The organism is Bartonella tribocorum, from assembly GCF_002778015.1.
Taxonomy (GTDB): domain Bacteria; phylum Pseudomonadota; class Alphaproteobacteria; order Rhizobiales; family Rhizobiaceae; genus Bartonella; species Bartonella tribocorum_B.
In genome coordinates, this window is sequence record NZ_NJPP01000002.1 from 126,281 (window position 1) to 146,279 (window position 19,999).

10 protein-coding genes are annotated in these 19,999 nt (G+C 37.1%); 7 read left to right on the top strand and 3 right to left on the bottom strand.

All coding sequences use genetic code 11. The features are described from left to right. Positions 1-176 precede the first annotated feature (176 nt). The 4 genes from bafA (CEV08_RS01570) to ndk all read left to right on the top strand — a co-directional run bounded on the left by bafA (CEV08_RS01570) (position 177) and on the right by ndk (position 12,862). Positions 177-5,720 carry a BafA family autotransporter gene (bafA, locus tag CEV08_RS01570; protein ID WP_100130034.1) on the top strand — a complete coding sequence of 1,848 codons (5,544 nt, stop codon included), beginning with the start codon at positions 177-179 and terminating at the stop codon, positions 5,718-5,720. 344 nt (positions 5,721-6,064) lie between these two features. Then, positions 6,065-8,629, top strand: a complete 2,565-nt coding sequence (bafA, locus tag CEV08_RS01575) for a BafA family autotransporter (protein WP_100130035.1) — start codon at positions 6,065-6,067, stop codon at positions 8,627-8,629. A gap of 837 nt (positions 8,630-9,466) precedes the next feature. Next, positions 9,467-12,064 (top strand): BafA family autotransporter, encoded by a 2,598-nt coding sequence (gene bafA, locus CEV08_RS01580; protein WP_100130036.1) that lies wholly within the window; start codon positions 9,467-9,469, stop codon positions 12,062-12,064. Positions 12,065-12,439: 375 nt separating this feature from the next. Further along, positions 12,440-12,862, top strand: coding sequence for a nucleoside-diphosphate kinase (gene ndk / locus CEV08_RS01585; RefSeq protein WP_100130037.1), 423 nt, complete (start codon positions 12,440-12,442; stop codon positions 12,860-12,862). 318 nt (positions 12,863-13,180) lie between these two features. Here the strand turns inward: ndk and pgsA are convergent, their stop codons facing one another. The 3 genes from pgsA to CEV08_RS01600 all read right to left on the bottom strand — a co-directional run bounded on the left by pgsA (position 13,181) and on the right by CEV08_RS01600 (position 17,372). Further along, a complete protein-coding gene (gene pgsA, locus CEV08_RS01590; protein WP_100130038.1) occupies positions 13,181-13,762 on the bottom strand; it encodes a CDP-diacylglycerol--glycerol-3-phosphate 3-phosphatidyltransferase in 582 nt (193 codons plus the stop codon). A gap of 72 nt (positions 13,763-13,834) precedes the next feature. Next, positions 13,835-15,820: an excinuclease ABC subunit UvrC gene (gene uvrC / locus CEV08_RS01595; protein WP_100130039.1), complete on the bottom strand. Its 1,986-nt coding sequence runs from the start codon at positions 15,818-15,820 to the stop codon at positions 13,835-13,837. Positions 15,821-16,526: 706 nt separating this feature from the next. Beyond that, complete coding sequence (locus CEV08_RS01600) at positions 16,527-17,372, bottom strand: 23S rRNA (adenine(2030)-N(6))-methyltransferase RlmJ (RefSeq protein WP_100130040.1); 846 nt, start codon at positions 17,370-17,372, stop codon at positions 16,527-16,529. A gap of 1,054 nt (positions 17,373-18,426) precedes the next feature. Here CEV08_RS01600 and tatA point away from each other — a divergent pair. Genes tatA through tatC form a run of 3 tightly spaced genes read left to right on the top strand, consistent with a single transcriptional unit; the run spans position 18,427 to position 19,998 of the window. Beyond that, the gene (tatA, locus tag CEV08_RS01605) at positions 18,427-18,729 is read left to right on the top strand and encodes a twin-arginine translocase TatA/TatE family subunit (RefSeq protein WP_100130041.1); all 303 of its coding nucleotides are present in this window, start codon (positions 18,427-18,429) and stop codon (positions 18,727-18,729) included. A gap of 55 nt (positions 18,730-18,784) precedes the next feature. Further along, the gene (locus CEV08_RS01610; protein WP_100130042.1) at positions 18,785-19,219 is read left to right on the top strand and encodes a twin-arginine translocase subunit TatB; all 435 of its coding nucleotides are present in this window, start codon (positions 18,785-18,787) and stop codon (positions 19,217-19,219) included. Continuing rightward, positions 19,216-19,998: a twin-arginine translocase subunit TatC gene (tatC, locus tag CEV08_RS01615; protein ID WP_100130043.1), complete on the top strand. Its 783-nt coding sequence runs from the start codon at positions 19,216-19,218 to the stop codon at positions 19,996-19,998. The genes CEV08_RS01610 and tatC overlap by 4 nt, the downstream gene beginning before the upstream one ends. The last annotated feature ends 1 nt before the right edge of the window (position 19,999 follow it).

The following is a 19,999-nucleotide window of genomic DNA, read 5'->3' on the forward strand; positions in this document are numbered from 1 at the left end:
TTTGATTGTGAACGCTTTTAAAGGCACATGCTGTATATTTGATCTATCAGAGATTAATCATTGAATGCTTTACTATTAAACAAAAACAATATGTTGAGCCGTTACAGAATGTTGTTTTAGTCTATGCACTTTTTTCTAAATGGGGGATTTAAATTTGAAATTATGGAGTGTGAATAATGCTACGCAAATTGAAATTAAGTTTTTGGACGCTAATGGCCAGTAGCTTTTTTATCAAGATTGCGAATGCAGATGGAGTAGTACCACCAAAAGAAAAGCTATTAACACCAGGAGGTATCAGTGAACATTTAAAAGAAACTCAAAAGTTGTTATCAACAGTGCGGGGATTAAAAGAAAAAAAAGAGGGGGCAAAAATGATAGTGCATGAAAAGTCACTAGAAGGAAGTAAATCTTCAGAAGAGGAAAGGAAGGGATTAGAAAACTTATTCTTTAAAGTTCTCACAAATTCAATAATTTATGATGATATTACTGTCTATATCGCTAATCGTGATTCTGAAGATTTTGATAAAAAAGTAAATAGCTTTAACTATGAGAATGCAGGCTATTCCATCAATAACACGGTTCAAGAGGGTGGAAAACTTTACATTGGTGCAGCAAGTGTGAGTAGGGATACGATAATTGAGCATGGGGGGATTGAGTTTGTCCAAAACTTAAGCGATTCGGAATATGCCATTGTTAAAAAAGGGGGGAAACAAGTTGTTGAAAGTGGTGCAAATGCTGAAGGGACTAAAATCCGTGGTGGTGAGCAGATTATTTTTGGTAAGGGAATCCTTGGAGATGGTTTGTCGCGTGAAGATAAGGCAAGCAGTGCTTATAGCACTGAAATTTATGCTGCAGATGGAATGCCAGGAATACAAAGTGTCTATAGTGAGGGGATAGTTTTTGACACAAAGATTATGAAAGGAGGTATCCAGAATCTTGATGGTAAAGAGAACTTTAATAATGGCTTTGCAGAAGATGCTGATGCAGCCGATCCAGAAGAGGAAGGTTTTACAATTAATGAAGGGGCTTCTGCACTGAATACCGAACTTTTTAAAAATGGGATGCAGAATATCTTTGCAGGAGGGAATGCGAGTGAAGTTACTTTATATGATAGAGCTACTCAGAAGATATATAATTCTGGATACGCGGATAATCTAACTATTAAGCATCAAGCAAGGTCATGGGGTTTTACTGGTGCAATATTAGCTAAGGATACAAATGTTCATGATTTTGGCAGCCTCTATCTTTATGCTGGAAATGACGAAGCGGTTACGGAAGTAGAAAATCTTAATTTAAATGGAGAAGATACCAAACTATACATTATTGCTCCTGAAGATAACGGCAAAAAATCTCACGTTAATATCCATAATTTAAAAGGAAATGGTAGAGTTATTTTGACGTCATTAGGGACTGGTAAGCATTATTCTCAGCTTAATATTGATGATCTTTCCGGTTCTCTCCATTTCGATTTTAATGTCAATTTTTCCAAGCACCTTAGTGATTATCTTGTCATTAAAAAAAGGAGCTCTGGTTCTCACACAATCAGTGTGGCTGATTCTGGGCGTGAAATGACAAATTCTTTCCGAAAAAAGCTTAAATTAATTGCTGATCGCAGTGGAAATGCTCATTTTACTCTGACAAACACTTTTGGTGAAAAAATCGAAACGGTTGATGCCGGAACCTATAGGTATCGTTTGAAACACAGAAATAATAAAGGCACCGGTAAAATTTGGTATTTAGATGCAAATCATGCTGTTGATGAGACAAATACCTCTTTGTTTTCTGATTTTAGCTTGCAACCATCAGCTATGGTTTCATTATCCAATGATCTCACAAAACGCACAATTAAAAAGGGAATGATTGTCACGATTGCGGATTCTAGCTTTGAGAGTAGCAATGAGAAAGTCGATAGCAATGAAGAAACTTTAATTAGGCATACAGTTAAAGATGATGGAATGCTCTCCGTTTATAACGGTGGTTTTGGCTTGTATACGACAATACAAAGAGGCGGTACTGAGCTCATTAGAAGGCAGGGCCTTTCACAGAGGAGTGAAGTTAAGAGAGGGGGAATACAAAAGGTTGAAGATGGGGGGAAAGTTGAAGGGACTAAAATTTACGGTGGTGAGCAGTTTGTTTCAGGAAAGTCTGATATTAAAGGTGCGGTGGTAAGGAGCAGTGCCTATGACAGCATTATTTTTGGTGAAAATGGAGTGCGAGGATATCAGCATGTGTACGATGATGGAGAGGTTTTTAATACAAAGATCATGGAAGGAGGGGTACAAAATCTTTATGTAGAACAGAACCTAGACGATTATGGCAGTTTTGCATTTGATACGAAGGTCTTTTCTGGTGGAGAACAATACGTTTTAGCAGGGGGAATGGCTCTTGGAGTTTTTTTACAAGAGAATGCTTTCCAGAAAATAGATTTAGGGGGCTATGTAAAAGATTTAACGATTAAAGATCAAGCACAATCATGGTTACATCCTGGTGCAACGTTAGAAGGAAGCACCATGATTTATGATTCTGGACGAATTTATCTTTATGCTGGTGCCGATCAATCTCGTACTGAAGTAGAAAAAATTGTTTTAAATGGCAAAGATACAAAATTGTACGCTATTGCTTCTAAGATGGATGGCGAAAGTTCTTTGATTGAGAATCTGAGTGGTAATGGCAGCGTTATTTTTGCTTCTACCGTATTTAATCCACATTACTCTAAACTTGAAATCGGTAATCTTTCAGGAAGTTTACATTTTAGACTGAACACCAATTTTGAGGAGCAGCGCGGTGATTATCTCCTTATCAAAAAGGGGGAAGGATATCACACAATAAGCGTGATTGATTCTGGTATTGAAATTGCCAATTCTTCTCTAGAAATGCAAAATTTAGTCCTTGAGCTTGATTTGATTAATGAAAAAAGCGGAAATGCTCATTTTGCTCTGACGGGTTTTTCTGGTGAAGAGACCAGTACGATTGATGGTGGAGTCTACATGTATGTGCTAAAGAAAAAAGAACATAACGAGGGAAAAATTTGGTATTTGGCGCCATTGGAAACAACTTCTACTTCTGTACTCCCCTCACCTCATGCGGAGTCGCCTATCGATAAGCTTCCTGAAAAAGAAGAAAATATCACACCGACACAAGATATTAATTTTGATCCACATTCTGATGTCATTAATTTCAGTATTCGTGAGGGAGGAGATATTTTACAAAATTTTTGGCTTGGTGATGATAGCACAGTTTATATCTCTGATGATGGAGGTGTTCTTAAGCAATCCATTAATGCGATGGTTGAGGGATCTGGAACGCTTTATGTTGAGGCTGGTGGTTTCAGTAAAAATACGACAGTTGCAATGGGTGGTGCCGAGATTATAGGAGAACAAGGGGGCTCAGAGTCTACGATTATTTACGAGGGCGGAAAACAAAAAGTGGAGAGGGGAGGCTTTGCATTGAGAGCTGAAGTTTATGGTGGGGAGCAGCTTGTTTTCGGAGATGGGTACATGGATGGTGGAATTGTGGGGAGCAGTGTTTATGATACTACAATTCATGGTCAAGGGGACACACTGGGACAGCAGAATGTGTATGATGATGGAATGGCTGTGGGAACAAAAGTGATGCGTGGAGGAATACAAACGCTTGCTAAATGGTTTCCTAATGATGATAACTTTGCAGAAAAAACCGGTGGTTTAGCTATAAATACTGAGGTTTTCGCAGGTGGAGCACAGCATGTTTTAGCAGGAGGTGAAGCAAATACAGTCATTTTACGCACAGGTGGTGCTCAAGAAGTCTATGCGGGTGGAATTGTGAAGAATCTAACGATTGAAGATAATGCCAATTCATGGGTTTCTGCTGGTGCGATATTAGAAGGAGAAATAAAGGTTCATGATTTTGGACAACTCCATCTTTATGCTGGAAATGATCGTTTTTATACTGAAGCTAAAAATCAGCAGACGACAGTAGACGATATCAATTTAGAAGGAGAAAATGCCAAATTGTACTCTATTTCTAATGGATATGGAAACACAGAAACGTATATTAAAAAGTTAAGCGGTGTGGGAAATATTATTTTTACTTCTACAGAATCCGATTTACATTACTCTCAGCTTTATGTTGATGACCTTTCGGGTAGTCTCCATTTCAATTTTAATGTCAGCCTTGCAGAAGGAGAGGGTGATTATCTCTTTATCAAGAATGGTCATGGTTCTCATACAATAAGTGTGGTTGATTCTGGTATTGAAATTGTTGATCCTTTGTCAGCGGAACTTGATTTAATTTTGGATCAAAGTGGCGGCGCATCTTTTACTTTGCAAAGTTTTTCTGGCGCAAAAACTGGAATGGTTGATGGGGGAACTTACATGTATGGTTTAAAACAAAGAATTGATGAAGATGGGGAGCAAAAAGTTTGGTATTTATCGGCGGTTTTTWTTGATAATTTGTTATTTCTTAATAGTTTATCACGGAGTAGAAGCAGGCCTGTGCGGCATTTAAGTGAAAAACAACAGGTTTCTTCTCTTTCAGCTCTTACAAATACAAAAGAGCATGCGATTAAGTTGTCAGGTCGAAGAGAAAATCGCCAAAGCTCGAGTCAACAGTCTCCAGCTTCTGTTTCTCTAGCCATTTCAACTCAAGAAAATCAAGTTATTGAAGTATCAAGTTCAGCAGATCTTCATTTTTCTTCTAATGCAAAACAACAAGCTGTTGTTTTAGAATCTTCTCACTCTTTAGCGGATCAAATGATTTTGCGTCCAACAAGCGCTCAGGAACAACCTTTTCCACAAATGAATGAGACGCTTTCAGTTTCTGATTTTTTAACCACGCCTTCGACAGATGCGGTATTGTCTATGTCTGTAGCGCCAGCGATGGTGTTTCACAATGAAATGCAAACCGTGCGTACGGGAAGAGGCATTTTAGATAAAAGTAAAAGGAATACAGCTTTATGGAGTTATGCGATTAAATCTAAAGAGAGCATTACGACAAAGCATATAGATTTTACGCTCGATCAGACCGGTATTGTTTTAGGGATCAATGGTTTAAGTGAATGGGAAAATGGAGCGTTTTATATAGGTGGTTTTGGCAGTTATGATCACGCAGGCATTGCGCATGCACGGGGGGGTAAAAGCGGTATCAATAGTTATGGCATTGGTACTTATGTCACTTATTTTGATCATAGTGGATGGTATCTTGATGGTGTTTTAAAATATAATCATTATCAAAATACGCTGAAGGCTGTTTCAACGAATGGTTTAGGGATTGAAGGAACCTATACGCAATGGGCAGTGGGAAGCTCCTTTGAAGCAGGTTATCGATTTCAGATGTCACAAAGTAGTTGGCTCCAGCCTTATGGACAATTTACTTGGTTAAAAGTTGAAGGTAATGAAATCCAGTTATCAAATGACATGACGGGTGATATACGTCCCTTCACGTCATTACGCAGTGAGGTTGGGTTATCTTTAGGGTATGAATTTGGTTCTCACGATGCTTCTTCATCCTTTGCGTATATTACAGCAGCATGGTTGCGTGAGCATAAAGATGATAATCAGGCATTGATTAATCACCGCCATACATTTACCACGGACGTATCAGGGAATGCGGGTAAATTAGGCATAGGTTTAAGCAGTTTAGTGAGTGAGAAGTTGAAGTTATATGGAGAGGCCCATTATATTAAAGGACATAAAACAAAACAGTCCCTTCAGGGAATTATAGGGGTACGCTATAGTTTCTAATGATAGGGGGGAGATTATCTTTAAAGGTATAATCATTTTTAAAAGTCTTTAATAAAGCGTAAACAATTTTTCAGAGCATGAAGCTTGGCTTTTCATGAGATTATATCTCTCATTTTATATTATAGTTTATAATGTGTTACTTTTTCTTTTGATGAAAAAACTTTAGAGGAATGGAGGAATTCCCTTATGTTTTTGATCAAACACGCATCTTAAGAGGTTGTGAAGAATAGTTTTTGAGTGAAGTGATGGGGCTCCCCAGAAGAATTGTTGCAATCTAAGGTTGAAAATATATTTTATAGAGCTAATTACGTTTGGTGTCTATGCAGGCGTGAAGGGGGGAGGATATGGCTACACAATATAAATGGAAACGAAATTTTTTGATACTCATGTTGAGCAGCTGTTTTGTACAGGCTGCTGCTGCCAGTGGGGGTGGAACACCGCTTTTTTGTCAATCTTCGAGTGATGAAAAGAACAAAGTATTTCAAGATCAATACAGTGAGGATATGAAAACAGGAAGATGCATCCTTGGAGCATCGAATGGGATCATTGTAAGAACGCGCAATGAATTAAGCTTTTTAAAAAAGCCTAGCGATTTTACGACGGATAAGGGTACTAGAGTATTCGCCAGTCAACAGGATCTCGACAGTCTTCGTCGTGATAATGTTGGATATAATGCACAAGAGCAAAATATTGCGTTTATTAAAAAACCTGAACTTATCTCAATTAAAGATGGGGCACTGTTAGAAAATTATGTTCTTGATAATGAAGGGAAGGCTTACATTTCAAATGATGGTGAGATTGATAGTCCAGGGCGATCCATTAATAATACCGTAAGGAATGGTGCAGAGCTTTATGTGTATGCAGGAGGTCTCAGTGAGGATAGTAAAATTGAACATGGTGGAATTGAAAATGTTCAGGCTTTAAAAGGAAAACAAGGCTTTTCAAAAAATGCTGTCGTTAAAGAAGGAGGACAACAAAGTGTTGGAAATGGAGGAAAAGTAGAGGGGAGTAAAATTTATGGTGGTGAGCAGCTTGTTTTCGGAGAGGGGGATATTGGAGGAGATGTTAAAGGGAGTAGTGCTTCTCATACAGTCATTTATGGTCAAGATGAAACACTAGGCCAACAAAAAGTATATGATGGGGGGAAAGTTTGGAATACAAAGGTCATGCAAGGAGGCGTACAAGAGATTGGAAAAAAATCTCAAAGTGCAAAAAATGATGGTTTTGCGTATGACACAGAGGTTTTTTCTGGTGGGAAACAACGTATCTTAAAAGGCGGCAAAGCTATTGGAGTCACTTTAAATGAAAACGCTATTCAGGAAATATATGCTGACGGATCTGTAAAAAATTTGACAATGAATGATGAAACAAAATCATGGGTACATGCTGGAGCGACATTAGAAGGCAAAACACAAGTAAATCATTCTGGGCAGCTTCATCTTTATGCTGGGCATGATCAACATCACACCAGAGTAGAAGATATTCTTTTAAATGGAAAAGATACAAAACTGTACTCACTCACTGATGAGGTTGATGGAAAAAGCTCTTTGATACAAAAATTAAGTGGTGAGGGGAGTGTTATTTTTTCGTTTACGGGTTCTGATCCCTATTATTCTCAGCTTCATGTGAATAATCTTTCAGGAAGTTTACATTTTGCGTTCAATACCACGATTGCCCAAAACCGTGGTGACTATCTCTTCGTTGAGAAAGGCGTAGGGAATCATACGATAAGTGTTGCTGATTCTGGCGTTGAGATCACGGACCCTTTTTCAAATAAGCGTGATTTAATTACAGATCAAAGTGGTGGAGCGCATTTTATACTGACAGATCTTAAGGGTGAAAACATTAACGCCATTGATGGTGGAACTTATATGTATGGACTGAAAGAAAGAAAGGATGAAAATGGAAAAATTTGGTTTTTATCTGCAGATCGCCTCAGTGGACCAGAAAACCCTATTCCAGATCCTACAAATCCGTTTATTCCTGGGGGAACAGCAACGACACCTTCTACAGATGCAGTGTTAACTTTGTCTGTAGTTCCTGGACTTATTTTTAACAATGAATTGCAAATTATACGGAATGGTAGAAAAATTTGGGATAGAAATAAGAAAGTCATCGAACTATGGGCTTATGGGATTAAAAGCGGAGAACGCATTGCGACAGGCCATACACACTTTAAGCTTGGGCAGACAGGTTTAGTCTTTGGTGCTGATCAGTTGAATGAATTAAGGCATGGAGAATTATATGTTGGTGGTTTTGCTAGTTATGATCAAGCACGAGTTTCTCATGTACGAGGGGGTAACAGTGATCTAAATTCTTATAGCATTGGAACTTACGCAACCTATTTTGATCATCGCGGATGGTATATGGACGGTGTTTTGAAATATAATTATTACCGAGATAATTTGAAAGCCATCTCAACGAATGGTTTAGCGTTTCAGAGCCGTTATAATCAGTGGGCGATAGGTGGATCATTTGAGATTGGTTGTTATTTTGAACCGGCACAAAATACTTGGATGCAGCCTTATATCAAGCTAACAGGTTTGCAGGTTGAAGGTAAAAAAATAAAACTTTCCAATGGAATGATCGGAGATCTAAGCCCATTGACTTCATTCCGCAGTGAAGTTGGATTAACAGCAGGACATGAGTTCTTTGTGAATTCAGAAACTTCATTAACAGCTTACATTATGGCAGCTTGGTTGCGTGAGAATATAAATAATAATTATGCGATAATTAATAACCAGCATAAATTTATCACAGACTTATCGGGCAGTGCAGGTAAATTGGGAATTGGTTTAAACAGTTCTGTCAATGATAAACTAACAGTTTATGCGGAAACATATTATCTAAAAGGACATAAGATTAAAAATGCGCTGCAAGGTATTTTAGGATTACGCTATAGTTTCTAAGTATACTTTTACACGGGCTGATTAACTTTACAAATGTCATTGTTTTGTATGCTTAAACAGATAACGTGTCGCTATGTCTTCTCGAGAGTATAGAGACCTTTTCCAAGGGGCAGGATGCCTTTATACTCTCTTTTAAGGCAAGATATTAATTTATAAAGAGTATTCATTGTTTTACATGTTGAATGAGAGTCCTAAATATCGTAGGATTCTGTTATTCTAAATCTGCTCCATGTTGAATGAATCAAAACCATTTTCTTGTACGTTATAAGCAAGGGAATCCGTATGGAATAAAATTGTACAAGAAAGGATTAAACTCTCTCTTATAAACCACTTCAATGATCAAAGGGATGTCGTAATATTTTAGGGCTGGAAGAGTGTGTGAGAGTGCCGGTTTTCTTCACCATAAGGGTAAAGATGGTGGGGTTCAATGGATTTATCATTATACCTTTATATAGTCGACGTCGGGAAATGGGTTTGGGCGTATTAAGAGATGTTTCTTTAAAACAAGCGCGTGAATGTGCAACCTAAGGGCGCTTTATTTTACGTGAGGGATGTGATCCCATTAAAGGGCATGAGCATTTTTTTTCATCCATAATTTCAAATATGCAAATTATTCCTTGAATTAAAGTAACCAGTTGAATTTTATTCAGTTTTTTTGCCTTCAGATGGAGTTTTTTAGTCGTTTATATACAAACAATTTATAATTGTTTATGTTAAAAAACACACTAAAAAATTGTATTTAGACATAAATAAAACACATTACGATACAATCTAACAATGAGCTACCTAGGTAGTTGCGGGATATTTTTCTAAATAATTGAGAGTGGAGTGTGGATAATGCGGTATAAATACAAGTTAAGTGTTTCAGTATTGATGATCAGTAGTTGCCTTGTGCAATCTGCAAGTGCCGTTGAGAGTAGGAATGGAGAGCTAACGATTATGTCAAGTATAACAAATGGAGGGACGGTATCAAAAGGTTCAGCACTGATTACAAATAATGCGGTACCTAGTATGAATATTAAAATCGAAGATGGTGGCGTTGAAATTGTTGAGAATGGAAAAACTTCCGTGGGATCCACGATTAAAAAAGGAGGGATACAAATAGTTACACGTGGAGGAAACGCACAGAATGCTAAAATCCATGGAGGTCAGCAATTTGTTCATGAAGAGAAAGATCTTGATCTTACAAGTGTGGAGAGAAAAAGCAGTGCTTATGATACCACAGTTACTGGTAGTGCTGGAGCAGTGGGACAGCAAAATATATATGATGGGGCAGAGGCTTGGAAAACCAAAGTAGAAAAAGATGGAGAACAAAATCTTTATGCTAGACAAAGAAAAGAAGGGGGAAAAGCAACGGCTACAGAGATTTCTGATAACGGTAGACAGCATGTCTTAGCACGAGGGGAGGCTGTGAAAACTAATTTGAAGGGGCAGGCTATTCAAGTAGTATATCCTGGTGGACTTATAAATGGTTTAACAATTACGGATTCTGCCAAATCGTGGCTACATGTTGGTGCACAAAAAACCATTGGAGAAGTAAGGGTCAATAATAAGGGAGAACTTTATTTATTCGCTGGTGATGTTAAAAACCATATTACTAAGAAAGAGATTTCTATAACAGGGAGGCTTGATGAACCAATATTTGAGGTTGGTGAGCGGAAGATAGGAGAAAAACCTCAGATTGAAATTGAAGATTTAGGGGGGCAGGATGGGACTGTTATTTTTACTTCTATTCCCTATGATCCACGACATATTTCACTTCATGTCGAGAAACTTTCAGGAAGTTTGAATTTTCGATTCAATGTTAGTGCTTCGGGAGATGCGAGTGATTACTTGTCGATTAGTAAAGGCGCAGGTAATCACAAAATAAGCGTTGCAGATTCGGGTCGTGAAATTACAGCTCCTTTCTCGCAAAAGAATGGTTTTGTTACTGAGCTTCCGTTAATTACTGATAGAAGCCCAGATGGAGGCGCTAATTTTACTCTGGTGGATCTTTCGGGGGCGGGCATCACAACTGTCGATGGTGGAACCTACCAGTATAGCTTACAGAAGAGAGAAAGATGTGCTGATTCTAGTGGGAGTGCTACAACTTGGTATTTAGGGAGAGCCTCTGGAGGCATGGAACGCTCGGATACTGAAGGACAGTGTGTCAATAAGAAAGCAAAGACTCCTGTCGCGTTACCTGCGGGGAGTGGAAAACAATCTGATCAAGGCATTTCTTCTGGAAGAAAAAATACCGGCTCTCGTAAATCTATTAAAAAAGAACAACCCAAGCCACGACCTCCGCGTCATTTAAGAGAAGCACAGAGTGTTTCTCGTGTTTTTGTATCTTCCTCTCAAGAAAATCAAGTTATTGAAGTATCAGGTTCATCAGGTCCTCATTTTTCTTCTAATGCAAAACAACAAGCTGTTGTTTTAGAATCTTCTCACTCTTTAGCGGATCAAATGATTTTGCGTCCAACACGCGCTCAGGAACAACCTTCTCCACAAATGAATGAGACGCTTTCAGTTTCTGATTTTTTAACCACGCCCTCGACAGATGCGGTGTTGTCTATGTCTGTAGCGCCAGCGATGGTGTTTCACAATGAGATGCAAAGCGTGCGTACGGGAAGAGGCATTTTAGATAAAAGTAAAAAGAATACAGCTTTATGGAGTTATGCGATTAAATCTAAAGAGAGCATTACGACAAAGCATATAGATTTTAAGCTCGATCAGACCGGTATCGTTTTAGGGGTCAATGGTTTAAGCGAGTGGGAAAATGGAGCGTTTTATATAGGTGGTTTTGGTAGTTATGATCGCGCAAGCATTGCGCATGCACGAGGGGGTAAAAGCGGTATCAATAGTTATGGCGTTGGTGCTTATGTCACTTATTTGGACCATAGTGGATGGTATCTTGATGGTGTTTTAAAGTATAATCATTATCAAAATACGCTGAAGGCTGTTTCAACGAATGGTTTAGGGATTGAAGGAACCTATACGCAATGGGCAGTGGGAAGCTCCTTTGAAGCAGGTTATCGATTTCAGATGTCACAAAGTAGTTGGCTCCAGCCTTATGGACAATTTACTTGGTTAAAAGTTGAAGGTAATGAAATCCAGTTATCAAATGACATGACGAGTGATATACGTCCCTTTACGTCATTACGCAGTGAGGTTGGGTTATCTTTAGGGTATGAATTTAGTTCTCACGATGCTTCTTCATCCCTTGCGTATATTACAGCAGCATGGTTGCGTGAGCATAAAGATGATAATCAGACATTGATTAATCACCGCCATGCATTTACCACGGATGTATCAGGGAATGCGGGTAAATTAGGCATAGGTTTAAGCAGTTTAGTGAGTGAGAAGTTGAAGTTATATGGAGAGGCCCATTATATTAAAGGACATAAAACAAAACAGTCCCTTCAGGGAATTATAGGGGTACGCTATAGTTTCTAATAGGGGTATTTAAAATTAATCTTAGTGTGTGAGGGGATTTTCAAACCTAGATACGAAGTATTTAGAGCCGTCTTTGTTAAAGAAGAAGGTTTTCATAAAAGGTAATGTATTTTTACGTGTTTGTTTTTTCTTATAATTTTTTATTAAATGATAATTTTGATGAGAAGCTTTAAGGAATATAAAAGGAGTTCAGCATTAACTGAGGGACGGGTGCGCATTTTGTGATGGAGGGAGCAATTGCAGCTATTTTTATTGAAGTATTCTTTATAATTTATTCTATATTTTTGAGAATTTGTGTAGAGTCACTTGGCAAAGGGTTGCTTGCTCGTTATAGAAAGAGTCAGAGAATATTATCAATGAAATAAAGGTGGTTAAATGGCTTTAGAGCGTACTTTTTCGATGATTAAACCAGATGCAACGCGTCGTAATTTAACGGGTGCAATTACGAAAATGCTTGAGGATGCAGGCTTGCGTGTTATTGCATCTAAACGTGTGTGGATGAGTAAACGTGAGGCTGAAAATTTTTATGCGGTTCACAAAGAACGCCCTTTTTTTGGCGAATTGGTTGAATTTATGTCTTCTGCTCCCACAGTTGTGCAGGTTTTGGAAGGAGAAAACGCAATAGCTAAAAACCGTGAAGTGATGGGTGCTACGAATCCTAGTGATGCAGAAGAAGGGACAATTCGTAAGGTTCATGCTTTGTCGATTGGTGAAAATTCTGTCCATGGATCCGATAGTGCGGAAACGGCAAAAACAGAAATCGCTTTTTGGTTTTCTGAGATGGAAATTGTTGGTTAATAAAAGTGTAAATCAGAAGAGAAACCCAAAACGTTATATTTTGGGTTTTTATTTACAAGATTATAGCTCTCTTTGACAAATATGTAGATTCAGCGTTTCTTCCACTTTTAATGTTGCAGCTGTTTTTACAAGGAGATAAAGCTTACTTATTCTCTTCTTGAATTTCTTTTATCTGCACGCCAATTTTGTTTGTGATGGGCAAAAGAAGAGGTTTAATTTCTTCATCATCAATAGATTTGAAAGAGGTCGATTTACGGCATCTCTTCCCTCACTTAAATTTCAAAAAGATAGATTATCATTGTAAATCAAAAAACGATTTCATGAGATGACGTGTTTTAAACCTGCACGAAAATAGTCCCATCCTGTCCACAATGTAAGGAGAGCCGCAATCCACAACATAGTAATGCCAAATTCTACTGTGTAAGGGAAAACTTTATTACCAGCAGGTCCGGCTAAAAGAAAGGTAATAGCGATCATTTGTACAAAAGTTTTCCACTTTGCAAGACGAGAGACCGGAACGCTCACTTTTAATTCAGCTAAATATTCACGCAATCCTGATACAAGAATTTCTCGGCAAAGAATGATAATGGCTGCCCATAGAGTCCATCCAGCGATGGTCGTGTCTGCGGCAAGCAAGAGCAAGCAGGCAGAGACGAGAAGTTTATCAGCAATTGGATCTAACATACGACCAATATTGGATGTTTGTTCCCAAATACGGGCAAGATAACCATCAAGAAAGTCAGTAATGGATGCAACGACAAAAATGGAAACGGCAATCCAGCGTGCGATATCACTTGATTGGAGGCGTCCTTCTACAAAAAAGCAGGCAACAACCATTGGGACTGCAACAATTCGCGCATAAGTTAAAAGATTTGGAAAAGAAAAAGTATGATTTTTCATAGAGCTATTTTTAATTCTTGTGAAAGAAAATATATTTCCTAAACGTAACAAGGCTAAGGTAATGAAACAAGCCTATTTTTCATGAAAATGGTTATGAATTTTTTGTGCAATTGTGGCAGAGATTCCTGTAACTTTTTTCAGATCTTCAAGTGAGGCACCAGCCACCATTTTGGCACTTCCAAAATGGTGAAGCAACGCACGTTTTCTTGTCGGACCGATATTTTCGATTTCATCAAGTGGATTTTTGAATGTTGCTTTTTTTCGTTTTATTCTATGTGTTCCAATGGCAAAACGATGTGCTTCATCACGCAGACGTTGTAAAAAATAGAGGACAGGATCACGGGGGGGAAGTGTAAAAGGAGGGGTACCTTTTATAAAAAATCGTTCACATCCCGCATGACGATCAACACCTTTGGCGATTCCAACAACTGTGATCAGGTTATTTAATTGTAATTCAGCAAGTATTGTATGCACACTGTTGATTTGTCCTTCACCACCATCGATTAAGACAAGATCAGGCCAAATAGGAAGAAGATCATTTTCTTGATCTTGTATATCATGATTTTTATTTGGCAAATCATGTTCTTTGATAAGGCGTGAAAATCTTCGTTTAATGACTTCTTTCATCATGCCAAAATCATCACCAGGCGTGATATTTGTTGAGCGAATGTTAAATTTTCGATATTGATTTTTAACAAATCCCATTTGACCCGCAACAATCATAGCGCCGACAGAATTTGTTCCCATAATATGAGAATTATCATAGACTTCTATCCGACGGGGAGGAAAAGGGAGTTGGAATGTTTCAGCAAGCCCCTGAAGCAATTTTGTATGGGTAGCTGTTTCAGCAAGCTTATGTTCAAGGGCTTCATGAGCATTGAGATAGGCGTGATTAACAAGCGTTTTTCGTCCACCTTGCTTGGGTAAAGAGAGAGAAACTTTGTGATTTGCTTTGAGACTCAACGCTTCTGTAAGAAGTGTTTTTTCTTCAATTTCTTCAGATAAAAGGATGCTTTTGGGAAGGGGTTTATCATCGTAAAATTGGGCAAGAAAACTCGATAAAATTTCAGTACGGGAAAAAGAGGGATCTGCTTTAGGAAAATAGGCATGGTTTCCCCAATTTTGTCCCATGCGCAAGAAGAACACTTGGATGCAGGTCATTCCTTCTTTTTGCGCAATTGCAAAGATGTCTGCTTCTTTTATCGTTTGAGGATTAATCCCTTGATGGCTTTGTATGTGAGAAAGAGCTGATAAGCGGTCACGATAGGAAGCGGCTTGTTCAAAATCAAGATTTTCTGCAGCTTTATGCATAGCTTGAACCATATCATTTTTAACAGATTGATCTTTTCCTGAAAGGAATGCTTTTGCGTCTCTCACTAGTTCTTTATAATCATTGTCATTAATTTCATGGGTACAAGGTGCAGAACATCGCTTAATTTGATAAAGCAAACAGGGGCGCGTACGGTTTTCAAAAACTGTATTGCTACAGGTCCGTAATAAAAAAGCGCGTTGTAAAACGTGAATTGTTTGTGTTACCGCACCAGCAGAAGCAAAAGGTCCAAAATAATGCGCTTTTTGTGTTCGAGCACCACGGTGTTTGTAAAGTGCAGGTGCTCGATGATCATTGGTAATCATAATATAAGGGAAGCTTTTATCATCACGCAGTAATACATTAAAATGGGGATGCAATCTTTTGATGAGATTTGCTTCTAAAAGAAGTGCCTCTGTTTCTGTATGGGTAACGATAAATTCCATATGATATGTTGCACGAATCATGCGGGTAATACGATTATTATGCCCTTGTTCACGTGTATAGTTTGCAACACGTTTTTTGAGATTACGAGCTTTGCCAATGTAGAGAATATTACCATTTTCACCAATCATCCGGTAAACTCCCGGCTTATGCGGAAGATGTTTAACAAACTCTTGTATGAATTTGACACCTTGGAATTGATTTTTTTCATTGCTTTGACTGGCATTGTTCCATACAAGGTTAGAGAGAAAAGAAAACTTTTCTCGTTTGTTTTTCGGACAATTTGTATGATCTTCTAGAATCATTTCGTTTATCAAGAAATGCTTTTTGTTTACTCTATTAAATATGCTTATTTTATTAAATAACGATTATTTATGTCTTTAATTACTTTTGTCCATCAATAACACATTATAACACAAGAATGTGATTTTAGAGTGTTGATCTTTCATAAAAAATATGAGAGTTGTTATTTAAGACAGTTTTATAGGCGCGCGCCATTGATTCATGAAAAATGATTGGAATAAGAAATCCATGATGATTAAGAGGATAAACTTTCTGAAAGAAAAAATAACTATTGATTTATAAAGATAATTTATCATTATTGACATTGAATTGAAATTCTAAAAGTGTAAAATTCTCTCATTTCAGACCTATTCCATGTTAAATTAATAAAAACGATAATGTCTCTTGCATGTTAAAAGCAGGAGAGCCGCGTGGAGTAAAACTGTACAAAAAAGGATTAAAAATTTTTCTTATGCGCCATCTCAAGTGGCAAGGACTGTTGCACATTGAGGGCTGGAAAAATGTATAATGGTGCTAACTTGCCTCTTTTATGAGGCATCAAGAAGGTGAGGCTCAAACGCTTTAATGTTCTATGATTCACATAAGAGTTATAAGCTTATCATTACTATATTAACCATTGATCTTATCTAAAAAAATAATAGAATCTTATCGCCTTTGTATCTTACAAAAGGGTATTTTAAAGGAAAATATACAAGGACAAAATCTAACTTATTGAAGCCACTTATGCGTTATTTTGGCATTTTCATCTTGTCCAAGACGGTTGATAAGAAAGGGACTGATTTTTTTCATTTCTTCTTCTAAAAGATAGGGAGGGTTGATAATAATCATACCACTTCCATTCATTGTAGGTAGACTTGAACTTTTGCGGATACGCATTTCAAGCTGTAAAATTTTAGGAATTCCTGTCTGATAAAGCGCGTAAAGAAAACTTTCAATTTCTTTGTCATATTTAACAGGATACCATAGAGCGTAGATTCCTCCAGAAAAACGACGATAGGCTTTCATTAATCCTTCGATAAGGCGGGAAAATTCTCCAGTTTTTTCAAAGGGAGGGTCGACAAGGATAAATCCACGTTTTTCTTTTGGTGGTAAATGAGCATTTAAGGAAAGCCAACCATCTAAATGCAGAACTTTTGTCTGATAATCGCCAGCAAAATTTTGGGCTAAAATATGATAATCTTCATTGTGCAATTCTATTGCGGTAAGGCGATCTTGTTTTCGTAATAATTGACGAATAAGAACAGGAGATCCAGGATAAAATACAATTTCTTTTTCCCCTTTATTGAGAGCATCAATGATATCACACCATGGGTGAAGGAGTGCTTTTAAATCTTCGGGGATAGGCGTTGAAAAAATTTGTTGCACACCTTCGCGCCACTCTCCTGTTTTATGGGCTTCTAAAGAAGAGAGGTCATAAAGACCAATACCAGCATGCGTATCTATAACGCGAAAAGCTTTTTCTTTGCGTTTGAGATATTCTACAATGCGGGTGACAATAATGTGTTTAAAAACATCAGCAAAATTGCCAGCATGATAAATATGCCGATAATTCATGGAAGAAACTCTATTATATGAATAACTGTATCAGATTATTAGCATAGAATAATAGAATTGATATCCATAAAAATTTTCTTGTAGAAATCAAATAAGACTCTAAATGATACACATAAAATATTAATATCATGGGAGCATTGATTCATTAGAACTTTAAATCTTTTATATGAAAGTTGTAAGAAGGCAAACATTTCAATGAAAGCTCTTTGACTGAACAAAGATGAAAGATGGTATCATTATATCCCTGATATTATGACTTATTTGCTAACGTTTTTGACACTTGAGCTGGTCTATAAGAGCCATTAGTTTTTATCTCTCTATGCTAATCTTGTTTGTAATGTGCAAGTGAATGATTTTTATAAATTGATATATTTTACGTGTTAATAAAATATATTCCCAGATATGATTACGCACACAAATGTTATCTCATACGCATTTTGAGTGGGGGCATATTGCGGTATCACACTTAATATTTAGAAAAGTATGATGTTGCACCTTTTAAAAATTTGACTGATTGATTGACGACGATCATTGCTCATATTGTTTATGAAACAATTGACAATAGGATTCTTAAAACGCAAAGAATTGTTGAAAATATTATTCGCAAGAGATAAGTTTTGGGACAACTTTAATGTTAGATAATGTGTCAAAAAACTCTTTCATGGAATATACTTTCGGGCAAACTTTCAGATATGTGTAATTTTTTTGTAGAAGGTATGATATTATTCTCATGGGTAAAGTTGATATGGAAGAGATATTTGCAATTTCATGTACGATATCGTTTTTAAAGGGAAAGGATACAATATTTGTAGGAAGATGAGCAGCCTAAGAGTCCATATGAAGTTTTTTATAGTTTTTGAGTGGTTTGTTTTATAATATCCTAAACAAGGGATGAGAAGAGAAAAGTTCCTTTATGCCATTTACAGTAAAAAGTGTGTGATTGCTTTTAAGGTAAGAAAAAAATATATAAGGAGGATACAATGTTTGATACCTTTTTCAGAGGAAGCATGAATTAAGTGAAATCAAATTTAAAAGCATAAAGTTAGAGAGAGTAATGGGTAATATTTTTTCACCAACGCATTTAATTGTAATTTTGTTGCTTATTTTTGTGCTTTTCGGGCGCGGTAAAATTTCTGAATTAATGGGCGATGTTGCTAAGGGAATTAAAGCTTTCAAAAAGAATATGAAAGAAGAAGAGGAGAGCGTTGAAGATACAGTTGAAATGGCTGATACTTCTCAAATAATTAATGCAGAATCTCAGCCATTATCGATAAAACCTGCAGCAAAACGCAGAAAGGTTTCGTCTGACTCTAAAGGGGAAAAGGCATCTGTTGCTAAAAAACAGCGTGTCAAATAACAAAAACGTTATCATCATTGTGCATTATTTTTTATGAGGAAGTTGAGTATAAGCGATGTTTGGGATTGATGGACCAGAGCTTGTCGTGATCTTACTTGTTCTCATCATTGTCGTTGGGCCAAAAGATTTACCTAAAATATTCAAGACAATAGCAAAGGTAAGAGCTTATGTATCTTCAATAGCAAATGAACTTCGTCACCAGTTTGATGATGTAATAAAACAAATAGAGTGCGATGATTTGCAAAAGGCATGTTCGGATATTAACGATTCAAGAAAGAAGTTGGCAGAGACTTTTGATCCCATGCAAAATACATTAGAGGATATCCACGATAATTTGGATGTTAAGGCAACAGACCATAAATCAAAAAAAGATAAAAAAATTTTAGAATGCGATCAAAAGACAATCAAGAAAGATGTGATAGTCTCTATAGCATCTCATTATTCTGAAAGCATTTCCGTTGCCTCTAAAGATAAAAAAGATGTGTCATGAATGTAGAAAAAGATGAAGTTGATGCCAATAGGACGCCCCTTTTAGAACATTTCATTGAACTTCGTCAGCGAATTATTTCTGCCTTGGTTGCATTTATGATCGCTTTTATGATGTGTTTTCTTGTTAAAGATTATATCTTAAATTTTTTACTATGGCCGTATCAATGGGCAATGAAAATAGCCGGAGGGTATCCTGAGAGTATTCGTTTGCAATCAACGCAAGTATGGGAAACTTTTTTAACAAAGATGAAACTTGCTGCCTTTGGGGGAATGATTTTATCTTTTCCCTATATGGCTTTTCAGTTTTATAGTTTCATTGCACCAGGGCTTTATAAAAATGAGCGCATGGCTTTTTTACCATTTCTCATTGGTGGTCCTGTTTTATTTTGTATTGGAGGAGCGTTTGTTTATGCTCTGTTGGCACCCATAATACTATGGTTTAGCCTTTCTCAACAATTTCTTCCAGATGCTCATTTAAAAATAGAGTTTATAGTGCGTATTTCTGATTATTTGAGCTTTATGATGTCGTTTATCCTCATTTTTGGTTTGATCTTTCAATTGCCTCTTGTGATTAGTCTTTTAGCAAAAGTTGGATTTCTAACGTCTCATGATTTGGTGTCTAAGCGAAAATGGGCTATTCTGCTCTCTTTTATTATTGCGGCAATGATAACGCCGTCGGATTTTTTTACGATGTTTGCAGTAGCTTTACCAACGATAGCGCTTTATGAGATCTCAATTTTAATTGCTTACGGTATAGAAAAGAGAAGAAAATCAGCTTAAG